The 12,512-nt window shown below is 31.2% G+C and carries 19 protein-coding genes; 1 reads left to right on the plus strand and 18 read right to left on the minus strand.

The annotated features are described in order from the left end of the window. The 9 genes from VK998_RS01425 to VK998_RS01465 form a co-directional block, all read right to left on the minus strand. On the minus strand, nt 1–506 hold a 506-nt coding region (locus tag VK998_RS01425; RefSeq protein ID WP_325224654.1), incomplete at its 3' end, for a 50S ribosomal protein L25. A gap of 79 nt (nt 507–585) precedes the next feature. Beyond that, complete coding sequence (locus VK998_RS01430; RefSeq protein ID WP_325224656.1) at nt 586–846, minus strand: pro-sigmaK processing inhibitor BofA family protein; 261 nt, start codon at nt 844–846, stop codon at nt 586–588. 57 nt (nt 847–903) lie between these two features. Further along, nucleotides 904–1,179 (minus strand): DUF2508 family protein, encoded by a 276-nt coding sequence (locus VK998_RS01435; RefSeq protein WP_325224658.1) that lies wholly within the window; start codon nt 1,177–1,179, stop codon nt 904–906. Nucleotides 1,180–1,287: 108 nt separating this feature from the next. Continuing rightward, complete coding sequence (locus VK998_RS01440; protein ID WP_325224660.1) at nt 1,288–2,118, minus strand: Mrp/NBP35 family ATP-binding protein; 831 nt, start codon at nt 2,116–2,118, stop codon at nt 1,288–1,290. A 93-nt stretch (nt 2,119–2,211) separates the two neighbouring features. Beyond that, a complete protein-coding gene (locus tag VK998_RS01445; protein WP_325224663.1) occupies nt 2,212–2,442 on the minus strand; it encodes a thioredoxin family protein in 231 nt (76 codons plus the stop codon). 16 nt (nt 2,443–2,458) lie between these two features. Continuing rightward, entirely contained in the window at nt 2,459–3,463 is a 1,005-nt protein-coding gene (locus VK998_RS01450; RefSeq protein ID WP_325224665.1) for a permease, read from the minus strand. A 12-nt stretch (nt 3,464–3,475) separates the two neighbouring features. After that, the gene (locus VK998_RS01455) at nt 3,476–3,823 is read right to left on the minus strand and encodes an ArsR/SmtB family transcription factor (protein ID WP_325224668.1); all 348 of its coding nucleotides are present in this window, start codon (nt 3,821–3,823) and stop codon (nt 3,476–3,478) included. A 12-nt stretch (nt 3,824–3,835) separates the two neighbouring features. Beyond that, entirely contained in the window at nt 3,836–4,768 is a 933-nt protein-coding gene (locus tag VK998_RS01460; protein ID WP_325224670.1) for a CobW family GTP-binding protein, read from the minus strand. Nucleotides 4,769–4,881: 113 nt separating this feature from the next. Beyond that, nucleotides 4,882–5,292 carry an arsenate reductase/protein-tyrosine-phosphatase family protein gene (locus VK998_RS01465; protein ID WP_325224672.1) on the minus strand — a complete coding sequence of 137 codons (411 nt, stop codon included), beginning with the start codon at nt 5,290–5,292 and terminating at the stop codon, nt 4,882–4,884. 229 nt (nt 5,293–5,521) lie between these two features. Here VK998_RS01465 and VK998_RS01470 point away from each other — a divergent pair, with 229 nt between their 5' ends. After that, nucleotides 5,522–6,988: an asparagine synthase-related protein gene (locus tag VK998_RS01470; protein ID WP_325224675.1), complete on the plus strand. Its 1,467-nt coding sequence runs from the start codon at nt 5,522–5,524 to the stop codon at nt 6,986–6,988. 14 nt (nt 6,989–7,002) lie between these two features. Here VK998_RS01470 and VK998_RS01475 read toward each other — a convergent pair whose 3' ends face one another. The 9 genes from VK998_RS01475 to prxU all read right to left on the minus strand — a co-directional run bounded on the left by VK998_RS01475 (nt 7,003) and on the right by prxU (nt 12,502). Then, on the minus strand, nt 7,003–8,103 hold the full coding sequence (locus VK998_RS01475; protein ID WP_325224678.1) for a YibE/F family protein: 1,101 nt from the start codon (nt 8,101–8,103) through the stop codon (nt 7,003–7,005). 77 nt (nt 8,104–8,180) lie between these two features. Further along, nucleotides 8,181–8,348 (minus strand): CC/Se motif family (seleno)protein, encoded by a 168-nt coding sequence (locus VK998_RS01480; RefSeq protein ID WP_325224680.1) that lies wholly within the window; start codon nt 8,346–8,348, stop codon nt 8,181–8,183. Between the two features lie 178 nt (nt 8,349–8,526). Then, nucleotides 8,527–8,892: a DUF134 domain-containing protein gene (locus VK998_RS01485; RefSeq protein ID WP_325224682.1), complete on the minus strand. Its 366-nt coding sequence runs from the start codon at nt 8,890–8,892 to the stop codon at nt 8,527–8,529. A gap of 65 nt (nt 8,893–8,957) precedes the next feature. Then, nucleotides 8,958–9,218, minus strand: coding sequence for a DUF5320 domain-containing protein (locus VK998_RS01490; RefSeq protein ID WP_325224684.1), 261 nt, complete (start codon nt 9,216–9,218; stop codon nt 8,958–8,960). Between the two features lie 110 nt (nt 9,219–9,328). Then, nucleotides 9,329–9,667 (minus strand): NifB/NifX family molybdenum-iron cluster-binding protein, encoded by a 339-nt coding sequence (locus VK998_RS01495; RefSeq protein ID WP_325224686.1) that lies wholly within the window; start codon nt 9,665–9,667, stop codon nt 9,329–9,331. A gap of 11 nt (nt 9,668–9,678) precedes the next feature. Further along, on the minus strand, nt 9,679–10,533 hold the full coding sequence (locus tag VK998_RS01500; protein ID WP_325224688.1) for an ATP-binding protein: 855 nt from the start codon (nt 10,531–10,533) through the stop codon (nt 9,679–9,681). Next, nucleotides 10,530–11,357 carry an ATP-binding protein gene (locus VK998_RS01505; protein WP_325224691.1) on the minus strand — a complete coding sequence of 276 codons (828 nt, stop codon included), beginning with the start codon at nt 11,355–11,357 and terminating at the stop codon, nt 10,530–10,532. The genes VK998_RS01500 and VK998_RS01505 overlap by 4 nt, the downstream gene beginning before the upstream one ends. Continuing rightward, nucleotides 11,358–11,720, minus strand: coding sequence for a NifB/NifX family molybdenum-iron cluster-binding protein (locus VK998_RS01510; protein WP_325224694.1), 363 nt, complete (start codon nt 11,718–11,720; stop codon nt 11,358–11,360). A 122-nt stretch (nt 11,721–11,842) separates the two neighbouring features. Next, nucleotides 11,843–12,502 carry a thioredoxin-dependent peroxiredoxin gene (prxU, locus tag VK998_RS01515; RefSeq protein ID WP_325224695.1) on the minus strand — a complete coding sequence of 220 codons (660 nt, stop codon included), beginning with the start codon at nt 12,500–12,502 and terminating at the stop codon, nt 11,843–11,845. Between the last annotated feature and the right edge of the window lie 10 nt (nt 12,503–12,512).

Genomic DNA, 12,512 nt, shown 5'->3' on the forward strand with positions numbered 1-12,512 from the left:
ACTATGTCTTCGTTCTCAAATATGTCTAGTTCTGAAACAAAAACAGGAGTATTGAAATCAATATGTGATACATCTACTTCAATTGATTGTGGAATATCTTTTGGTAGACATTCTATTTCAATTTCGTCTAATTGTTGTATCAGAATTCCTTCTTTTGACTCAATATTATCTCTACCTGTTAATATAATAGGAATTGTTAATTTAACAGTTTCATCCATATTAAGTTTTAGAAAATCTACATGTAGATATTGGCTTTTAAATGGGTGAACTTGTACTTCTTTAATTAATACAGGTGCAGTATCTCCATCTAATTCTAAGTCTATTAAAGTACTCATTCCAGCACTTCTATATGCTTTTTCAAAATTACGTCTATCCACTTGAATATGTTCTGTTTCTTCGCCTTTACCATATAGAACTCCCGGAACAAAGTCGCCTTGGCGAAGTTTATCAACTTTGTTTTTTCCCAGCCCTGTCCTTCTTTCTACTTGTATTTTAATTGCTGCCATGGAAATGCCTCCTTACTAAAAATATTATATAATATATTTATATCAGATATGGACAATATTTGCAAACAAAAGGTGAAAATTACAATATATTTTGTATTATTAGTAGCAAAATAATTCCTGGTATTCCAAAAATACCTGCAATTATAGCTGTTAATGGATTGATTACTATGCCTATTCCTATAAAACCACCAACTAAATTAACTATGAATAATAGTATGCCTCCTAAAATTCCATTTATTATTAATTTAATAATGATCTTAATAGGAATAACCAATAATATACCAATAATATATAATAAAAACAATCCAAATACAAAAGCTAACACGGAACCAATGCCCATAATATCCCTCCCTTATTATCTCCTCTATTATATAATAAGGGACAGGTTATGTAAATATTACCTAATTTTTCTTTCCTTTGCCTTTTTTAATAAATAAATATATTTTATCTTTGAAGCTTCTAATTCATATATAGCATGATCCACTAAATCTGGATCTGTTACTGATTCAAAGTATTTTTCCTTATTTTTCCATTCTTCATGAGCCTTCCTTATATTATCTAGAATTTTTTCTTCTTCCGACTTTTCCTTAGTTTTAAATTTCTTCGATAGTATATCTACATATTCAATAATTCTTTGTGCTTTCTCTTTATAATAATTTCTTGATTTTTCCATAACAATACCCCCATGTTTTTAGTTATCTATATTTTTGCCAAAAACATAGGGGTTTATACTATCTACTATATTTAATCGGTCTAGCCATATAGATTCACCTTATGCATTTTAATTTAATGCCTGGACTATTTTGCTACCAATTTGTTCAAAAGTAGTTTTTACATCTTCGGTTAATCTTGCATTTCCAGTAGCAGAAATACCAGCTATATCTTTACCCATAGGCAATTCTCCTAATAATTCTAAATTGTAATTTTTTAGAAATTCCCATGTGTTTTCTCCTTCAAATATTTCAATTTTTTTGTTACAATCTGGGCATAATACATAGCTCATATTCTCTACTATACCTAGTACAGGAATATTCAACTTTTTCACCATATTTACAGCTTTTGCTACTATCATGGAAACCAAATCCTGAGGTACTGACACCATAACTACTCCAGATATTGGAATAGATTGCATAACGGTTAAAGCTACATCTCCTGTTCCTGGTGGCAAGTCTATAATTAAATAATCTAGTTCTCCCCATAAAACATCAGTCCAAAACTGTTCTACTATGTTAGAAACCAAAGGGCCTCTCCAAATAACTGGTTTTTCTTCCTCTTCCATAAGAAGATTCAAAGACATTATTTTAATTCCATCTTTAGTGGTTATAGGTATTATTCCAGAATTATTTGCTACTGCTCTTTCACCTTCAATTTGAAACAGTCTAGGTATACTTGGCCCTGTAATATCCGCATCCATAACCCCTACTTTATAGCCTTTATCTTTCAAATCCCTAGCTATTAAAGCTGAAACTGTAGACTTTCCAACTCCACCTTTTCCACTCATTACCCCTATAATGTTCTTAACATGGTTATTAGGGTTGTTCTTAATGGTACATGTGCTTTGTTGTTCAGCACTACATGTATTATTTGACGGACAGCTATTGCAATCAGCCATTATTTTCATCCCTTTCTATAACTTATTGGCATATGCCAATATCATTGTACCTTGATTTTATTTGTCTGTCAATAAGCCGATTTTTTATTTTAATCACTTCAACATCTTCTTTAATTCCTTTATCTTAGGAACTTTACCAATAGATTTAACCTCACCATCTATTACCAAACCTGGAGTACTCATTACTCCATAACTAACTATAGTTGCTAAATTATCTATTTTTTCAATATCTGCCTCTATATTCAGTTCTTTTAATACAGTATCTAGGCTTTTCTCTAATTTTTCACATTTAGAACAGCCGGTGCCTAAAATTTTAATTTCCATTTTCATTTCTCCCTTCTTATAATAATAAGAATGTAAAAAAGTTAAGTCCATATCCAACTAATATTATTCCTAAAGTAGTGATAACTATGAATGTTGCTAATAACTTGGGTTTCACAACCTTGCTTAACATTACTAGAGAAGGAATTGATAAAGTAGTAACACCCATCATAAAGGAGATTACAGTACCAATACCAACACCTTTTGCAATTAGCGCTTCTGCAATAGGGATGGTGCCAAATATATCTGCATAGATTGGTACACCAATAAATGTAGCTATTAGAACTGAGAAAGGATTCCCCTCTCCTAAGATCCTTTCTATTATAGATTGAGGAACCCAGTTGTGAATTCCTGCGCCTATACCTACTCCTATTAAAATATAAGGCCACACTCTGCCTACTATGTCCTTTACTTGTGATTTAGCAAATTCCATTCTATCTTTACGGGTCATAGTATCTATTTCAACATCTACATTGTCTATACCCCATACGTAAGATTCTACATATTCTTCCATTTTCAATTTATTAATCAACACACCACCTATAACCGCCACTATTAGACCTACAATAACATAAACTATTCCAATTTTCATACCAAAGAAAGACATCAGCAGCATGAGAGATGCTAAGTCTACCATTGGAGAAGATATTAAAAATGAAAATGTTGCTCCTAAAGGTAATCCTGCAGATACAAAACCTATAAAAATAGGTATGCTTGAGCAGGAACAAAAGGGAGTTACCGTTCCTAACAGAGCTCCAAATATATTCCCTTTTAAACCTTTAAATCGACCAATGATTTTTTTAGTTCTCTCTGGTGGAAAATAACTTTGTATGAAAGAAATGAGAAATATCATTACAGATAGAAGAATAAATATCTTTATAGTATCATAAATGAAAAAGTGAACGCTTCCACCTATTCTAGTTTCCATTGATAGTTTAAATACATTCTCAACCAATAATTCTACTAAATTCCAAAGCCATTCCATTTTCAACAACTGGGCATTTAACCAGCTAAATATATTCATCAAAATCACCACCTATTTACATATATTTTGTAGTTCAATATATTTTGCTGCTGCTTTGCTTTTTTCCAGATCCAGCTTCAACACTGGATAATTGTCTATGTTTTCAACTATTTTTTTTAGTATATCTGCAAATAATTTGTCTTCTAAGTTTAATGAATAAAAAGTATATTGCTCCTTCTTTTCATCTTTTACTAACCCCATATACCTTAATCTAGATAAATGTTTGGATATATTAGGCTGTGATATATCCGTAATTCCCGTTAGTTGACATACACAAAATTCTCCATGATATAAAAGCACCATTATCCTGAGCCTAGTTTCATCAGAAAGCAATTTAAAATAATTTAATAATTTATCCACTTAAATCTCTCCTTATCTCAACACCATCTTTTCCCCTACTATTTCTTCCCAAGTATTAAATATAGGTCTGATTATTTGAGGTCCTATTTTAGATATAATTACTAATTGAGACTTTTCTTCACCTTTATCTGTTAGTCTATAATCTATCCTTTTACCTACTACATCTACTTGATTCCAACCGTCTTCCAGTTGGAAAAATCCTTTTACTCTATAGCAATCATCTTTAATAGTATCTATAAACTGGCTAAGCTTTTCTTTGGTGACTTTTCCTTCATAAGTGAGTATTAAAGTTTTAGGTCTATTTTCTGGTGTGTTGGTAGTGTCTTCTACCCCAAACCAATCATCTTCTAGAAGGTCCATTTCCAAGAAATTATAGTCTATTTGTCCATTTATTGATTCTACAATATCTACTTTAGGATTTATTGCCTTTATTTTTTCCTTAACTCTGTTTAATTTTTCCTTATCTATTAAATCTACTTTGCTTAAAATTACTAGATGACAAAACTTAAGCTGTCTTTCTACTGTTTCTATATCTTCTATTTGATCTAGAAAATTGACTCCATCCACTATACAGATAGCACCTCTATAGTCGTATATATCTCCTTTTGCTACCTTTACAGCTTCTAAAAATTCTCCAATATTAGATGGATCTGCTAAGCCGGAACTTTCTACAAATACATATTCCATCTCCCTGTCTGCCATTTCCACTAATGCAGATACAAAGGAAAGCTCTAAGCAAGAGCAAAATATTGACCCCCTATTAAGCTCTACAAGCTCCATGCCATCCTTTTGAATTATATCTCCATCTATACCAACTTTTCCAAATTCATTCATTATTACTGCCACTTTTTTATCTGTTAAATCCTCTAAAACATTAGTTAAAAAAGTAGTCTTTCCTGCACCTAAAAAACCTGTAAGTAAATATAGTTTACTTTCTTTTGCCATATAAATTCCTCCTTAAAAACTATTAAATTTATTATATCTATATGCCCATATGGGTATATGGGTATAATAACTCTTTTTTTCTATTCTGTCAATAGTTTAACCATCTATAAAATCTATAATTCTATTTCCCTATTTTTAATTCTTTCAGCTAAATCCTTTATTTTTTCTTCAATAATCTTAGCAGTTTTAATAAACTCTTCATCATCTTTTCCGGTAGGATCTTCTAATCCCCAATCTTCTTCATGTTTAGAAGGTAAATATGGACAAACAACATTACAGCCCATTTTTATGGCTATATCAACTTCTGGTATATCCGTTAATAGCTTAGAATACTGAGTTTTGTTCATATTAACTCCATATAAATCCTCTATTATCCTTACTGCATCTTGATTGATTTCAGGTTTTGTTTCTGTTCCAGCAGAGTAGGAATCAAAAACATCTGAAACAAATAATTTGCTCAATGCCTCTGCCATCTGAGACCTACATGAATTATGAACACATATAAATGCCACTTTTGGTTTCATATTATTTCCCTCCATAGTATTATTTGATTTATGAATCTTTTTCTTTCCTTAAGTTTATCACAAGAAACTTCCCTTTTTTATATTTTTAAAAATGATGTTCTTTTTTTTCATTTTTGACATACCTATAGCAATGTGGTAGAATTTTAAAAAGGGATTTATTGGAATAATTATTCTTCCATAAAATCCCTTTAGTTATTAATGAAATATATATAGAGGTGATATTTAAAATATGAGTGGCATAGCTGGAGTTTGCCATAGGAATAATAGTAAAGAATTGGTAAAAAAAATCTTAGAAAAAATCAAACATAGAGGCCCTGACGACACCAGCATAATTTCCATTGGGGAAACTGCTTTAGGTCAGACATGTTTTACAGGAGAAAAAATAGGAAATAAAGATAATATGGTTGCAGTGGTTGATGGTGATATCTTTAATGAAGATTTAGACAATGATACGATAGGAAACAAAATAATTAATGGATATTTAAATTACGGGAAAGAATTTATTCAGAAACTAGAAGGAAGTTTTGCATTTATATTAACAGATGGAAATAAAGTTATGGCAGCTAGAGATCCTGTAGGATTAAAGCCATTATACTATACAGAGGAAGAAGGAAATATAATCTACTTGGCATCAGAAATAAAGGCCTTAAAGGATATGACTGAAGATATAAGAATCTTTCCTCCTGGTTATTATTATCATTCCGACAAAGGCTTCATAAAATATTATGAAGAACCAACTTTAGGTACTAATGATGATATGCCAGTGGATAGAGCTATTCCAAAAGTAAAAGAGTTATTAGTAAATGCAGTAGAAAAAGCATATGAAGACAATAAAAAAGTAGGACTATATCTAAGTGGAGGTATTGATAGTAGTGTTATAGTATCTGCAGCTTCTGAAATAACTGACAATATAGATACTTTTGCCGTTGGAATGAGTACAAGTGAAGATATACCGAATGCAAGGATAGTTGCAAAACATCTAGGTACGAACCATAACGAATATATATATGAACCAGAGGAAATGTTAAAAATACTACCAGAAGTTATATATTATCTAGAATCCTTTGATATGTTTTTGGTGAGAAGTTCTATAGCTAATTATTTAGTTTCAAAAATGGCTAAAGAAAATGGAGTAGATTTAGTTTTCTCAGGCGAAGGCGGAGATGAACTTTTTGGTGGATACCATTATTTAAAAAATTTTAATGATGAAGAAATCGAAAGTGAGCTTTTAAAATTGACTTTTAATGCTCATAATAATGGTTTCCAAAGGATTGACAGAATGACTGTGGCACATTCATTAGATGTAAATATACCTATAATGGATAAGAAAGTTGCAGAATTTGCTTATAGCCTGCCTGTTGACTGGAAGGTCTATGAAAAAGATGGGAAAAAAATAGAAAAATGGATACTACGTAAAGCCTTTGAAGAAGATCTTCCTGAAAAAATAGTTTGGCGTAGAAAATCAAAATTTTTCAAAGGTACAGGTTCATCAGATATCTTAAAAGAATTTGCTGAACAAATGATCTCTGACGAAGAATTTGAGCATCAAAAATATTTAGAAGATGGCTTCATATTAAGAAGCAAAGAAGAACTATATTATTACAAAATTTTCAAAGAATATTTCCCACATAAATCAATCCTCGATACAATTGGTAGAACGAGAACTACCAAAAAACCAAGCTTAGTTAATAACTAAGCTTGGTTTTATATTTAAGATTTCTTTTTTATCAAAATAGTGGAAATAAAAGCTGTTAATGGAATTGTAAGTACTAATCCAATACTTCCAGACAAGGAACGAACTATTTCTGTTGCAATTATATCTAAATTTATTATTTTAATCATTGAGGTTTCATAAGCCATAAATAAAAGTAATAATGGTATGGAGCTTCCAGTATATGCTAATATCAATGTGTTAGTCATGGTTCCCATTATATCTTTTCCTACATTCATACCAGAATTGAATAGTTCTTTTTTTGTAAGACTTGTATTTGCATTGTGGATTTCCTCTATAGAAGAGGCTATGGACATTCCTACATCCATAATAGCTCCTAAAGCACCTAATATTATTCCAGAAAATAACAAACTTCTAAAATCAAAATTTACTCCTTGAGGTATGTACATAAGCATCGTAGCTTCTTCTGCGCTAAGCCCTGTAAGTCTTACATTGCTCCCAACAAAATAAGCTATAAATCCTGCAATAATTACTCCACTACTTGTTCCTATTATAGCTGAAATACTCTTATTATTGACTCCACCAATTATAAATATTGTAATTATAGTGACTATTATAGATACTAAAACGGATATAGGGATTGGATTTATCCCTTTTAACATTAAAGGCAATAACACTTTCATAATCATAAATATAGTAAAAGCTAAAGTAAGAACAGCTTTTACGCCCTTTTTTCTACCAATAAAAACGATCAACAGTATAAATACCCCTAGTAAATAGAATATATGGCTTTGACGAGCATAATCAGATATATATACTTCTAATGTATCATCGCTATATTCTTCAATACCTACAACTACCTTATCTCCTTCTTTTACTAAAATATCATATGCTAAGTTGTTAGATAGATGATTTTCCACATCAAATATTTGATCTTTGTATTTCCCACTAATAATTTTCAGTTTTACATATTGGACTTGAGACAGCATTCCTTCTATCTCTTCTACTATTTCTCCTTCTTCCGCTTCTAAAATAAGAGCTCTTTCCATATATGTATCTACCGGCTCTAAAAACTCACCATAGACATTTAAAGGAATTAGTATTATTAGTAAAAGGACAATCCATATTTTATTCTTCATATTAAACCTCCAATTTTTATTAATACAAGTATTATAACATATTTTACCATATATTGTCCTTATATCTATAATATTTTCTATCCTTTAAATCCTTCTACATACAAATATTTAATCCATAAAAACCTAACTAGTTTTATTCTAATTTGATTACTTCTATTTTTTAATCCAGATACACAATATACTTTAATATCTTCTATATCACATAAATCGTATAAGGATTCATCTTTTGGCTTTCCCATCTCCACCGACGGTTCTTCTAATGGTACTCAACAATTACTAGCTTCAAAAAGATCAATTGTTATAGCATTATCCTTAGATTTTTTCTTTATATATTCTTTAGCTTTAGAATCAATAACAATATTCATATTCATCCCCCTCAAACTATCTTTTATATTATTATACTATATAGGGGTATTGTGTCAATTAAATATTTTGCCCTCTACCTCTCCTATGCCTATGTCCACCTCTATTACAAGGAACACATTTATCTCTATCTAATTCACATAATATATAGTCTCCCCCTTCTATCCTTAGGGTTTTACCATTTACTATGCTATCAGCAACTTTTCGTTTTGCTTCCGAATACATTCTTTGAATTGTAGAACGAGCTACATCCATTCTTTCAGCACATTCTTCTTGCTCTAATCCTTCTAAGTCTATAAGACGGATAACTTCGTATTCTTCTACTGACAATATTATAGATTCTCCATTGGAGTTATTATTCATTGGTCCAAACACTCTATGATTAGGTAATCCACAAACTCTTCTTCTTTTTCTTGGTCTAGCCATTTTTCCATCTCCTTTCTATATATATATTCTACCATAATAAAAGGATGAGTTGCCTCATCCTTTTATTATTCATCAAAATTTTCTAGTATTTCTTCTATTTCTTCTAATCTAGATTTCAAAAATGTTTTTTCATTTTCTAATATGGCTTTTTCTTCATCTGGACTAACAGCATAATCCTCCCATGCACCAAATCTTCCTAATCCTCTACCATAACCATAGCCATAATTCATTCTTCCAAATCCATATCTTCTAGGTCTACAATATCCTCTTCCCCATCCTGTCATTGGTCCCATTCCCATAGGACCCATACCATTTCTTCTAGGCATAAAAATTCCTCCTTAATGTTTTTGGGTATATGTTCATTTAATTATATTATACACCTTTTTGGGTATATGTCAATAACTATTTTTTAAAAAAGCCAATATTGTATTGGCTTTTAATGGTTATGTTCTTCACAAAATGCATCTGTAGATTTTAACTCTCCTTTTATATAAGCATTTATTACATCTTCACAAGAGCCTTCTGCACCTACAATCACATCAATTCCGTTGTTCACAAACAATTCCTGAGCCGATCCTCCCATGCCACCAGATATTATTAAATCAACTTTATTATCCTTTAAAAACATAGGAAGAAATCCTGGTCTATGACCTGGATTTGGTACAAATTCATTGTTTAATACTTTATTCTTTTCTACTTCATACATAGAAAATCCTTCACAATGTCCAAAATGTGCACTTACCTTATTCCCGTCAGAAGCAATAGCTATTTTCATCAAAATCCCTCCTAAATATTTATATAGTTTTCTTTTATGGTCTTCCACATATCTCTTATAGCAAAATTAGCTTTACTATCTTCATAATGTATTATTGGTTTTAAATCATTTATTGATTCTACAATTTTTTCATCAAAGGGGATTTTACCTACTAAAGGTATTCCTTTATCTTTACAATAATTCTCAATTTCTAAAGTCATATCTTCATTAATATCATATTTATTTATACATACTAGAGAATCTATTCCAAAATGTTCTGTTAATTGATGGACTCTAATAAAATCTTCTTTCCCTGATTTAGTAGGTTCTGTTACAATAAGTACCTTGTCATTATTAGTTATAGAAGCTATGACTGCACAACCTACTCCAGGAGAACCATCTAATATGGTTATTCCCGATTCCGGTTCATATTTTTCCGCTTTTTTTCTAAGACGAGATACAAGTAAACCTGAACCATCTCCTCCTATCTCCATATCCGCTCTAAATATTCTTCCTATAGGAGTTTTTGTTTCATATATATCCGCAGTCTTTTCTTCCACTAAACTTATAGCATCTACTGGACAAATTATCTTACAAGCACCACAACCTTCACATTTTAAAGGATTTACTTTCCCCATATCAATAGCATCAAATTTACATACCTGATTACACTGGCCACATTGGATACAAATATCAGGATCTACTTTAGCTATACTGGTCCCAGAAAAGTATTCACTATCTACATCTTCTCCATCATAGTATAAAAACATATTAGAAGCGTCTACATCAGCATCTATACTAATAGAACCTTTTTCTAATTCTGCAATAGAGATAGCTATAGTGGTTTTCCCCGTACCTCCTTTGCCGCTAATTATGCCTAATTTCATATTAGATCCTCCTCTATTTTATCTTTAATATGGAGAAAAGCTTTTCTATATTCTTCATTGTCTAGTAGGGTTTCTCCTTTTGAGTAACTCTCTGCTATTTCCCTTTTATATGGAATATTTCCTAATAAGTTAATGTTCTCATCTTCAATATATTTGTTTAGATATTGATTTTTTTCATCATATTTATTTATAATTAAACCAAAAGGAATTTTAAAGGTTTTTACTAATTCTACGGCCATCTTTAAATCATGTAACCCAAAAGCTGTTGGTTCTGTTACTAAAATAGCTCTATCAGCATAATGCAGTGTATTTACCACATTACAAGAAGTTCCTGGAGGACTATCTAATATATTTATCCCTTTTTCTGGTACGTTTGATAATAATTCTTTTAAAATAGGTACAGCCATTGGTTCCCCAATATTTAATATACCTCTTTTTAGAATCATATCATTTTTTTTACCTTTTTCTATTACACCAGTTGTTCTTTTCTTATATTCAATAGCCCCAGTAGGACAAGCTAGTCCACAGGCTCCACAGCTATGGCATAACTTATCAAATAGTATAATTTGATCCTTTCCTTTAGCCAATGCATTAAATTGACAAGCCTCTACACAGGCTCCACAAAGAGTACATTTTTCACTGTTTATTTCTGGAACCTCTATTTGGACATTTTCAACTTCAATTTCTTCTGGTTTTAAAAATATAAAACCATTAGGTTCTTCCACATCACAGTCTATATAGTTTGCTTTCATTAGCAGAGCTAAATTAGTAGAAATTGTGGTCTTACCTGTCCCGCCTTTCCCACTTAGGATTACAATATTCATTTAAAATCCGCCCTTTCGGGAAGGACCAGATTCTTTGATTTCGTCAAGCTTTTCTTCTTCAAACATTTCTACTAATAATTTACATGGTATATTTTTCCCCTTATACATCTTAATATCAGAACTTGCCAAAAGGTCAAAGGCATTGGGTCCAATATTATTACTTATGACAGCTTCAACTTTTTCATCAATCAATTGTTGAGCTGCTGCTATTCCTGCACCTCCTCCTGCACCTTCTCCTTTATTTCCCATAGCTGTAAACTGTTCCGTATCTAAGTCATAAATAATAAAGTAAGGACATCTTCCAAATCTTAAATCCAAATTACTATCTAAATCCTTGCCACTTGCTGACATTGCAATTTTCATTTTATCTCCTCCATTTTAGAGTTATTGGCATATGCCAATTAAATTGTACAATTTTATTTATCTTTTGTCAATTGAAAAAAAGAATCCAAGTGTACACTTGGATTCTTTTTTTATATCATTATTTATTTATCTACCTCATCTACACTCCACTCTTCCCATACTTTACCGACTAGTCCAGGGTTAGGTTTTAATGTTTTCTTGCCTGGTTTCCAACCTGCTGGAGTGACTTCAGTTCCTTCTGATTCTCTTACTAATTGGAATGCTTTGATTTGTCTTATAGTCTCACCAATATTTCTTCCTACTGAAGGAGTAAGTACTTCAAAACCTTGAACTATTCCATCTGGATCTATTATAAATCTTCCTCTTGTTTCTACTCCACTATCTTCGTCATAGATACCATATTTTTTCCCTACTGTTCCATCTTGGTCGGAACCCATTGGGAATGGAATATCTCCATCTATCATCTTGGATAATTCATGTTCATTCCACATCTTGTGAACAAATACGCTGTCTACACTAATGGATATTACTTCTACATCTAATTCTTGTAATTCCTTATATTTATCAGCAACTGCTGATACCTCAGTAGCTCAGACAAAAGTAAAATCTCCTGGATAGAAACATAGTAACACCCATTTTCCTTTAAATTCAGAAAGACTTAAATTAACAAATTTACCTTCATGAAATGCTGGTATAGTAAAATCTGGTGCTGGTTTTCCAACCTTAATCATATTATCTTCCTCCTTGATAATTTCTTTTTTCTCAATATTTTCCTCTTTCATTACATCTTTT

Source organism: Schnuerera sp. (genome assembly GCF_035459645.1).
In the GTDB taxonomy this organism is placed as follows: domain Bacteria; phylum Bacillota; class Clostridia; order Tissierellales; family Tepidimicrobiaceae; genus Schnuerera.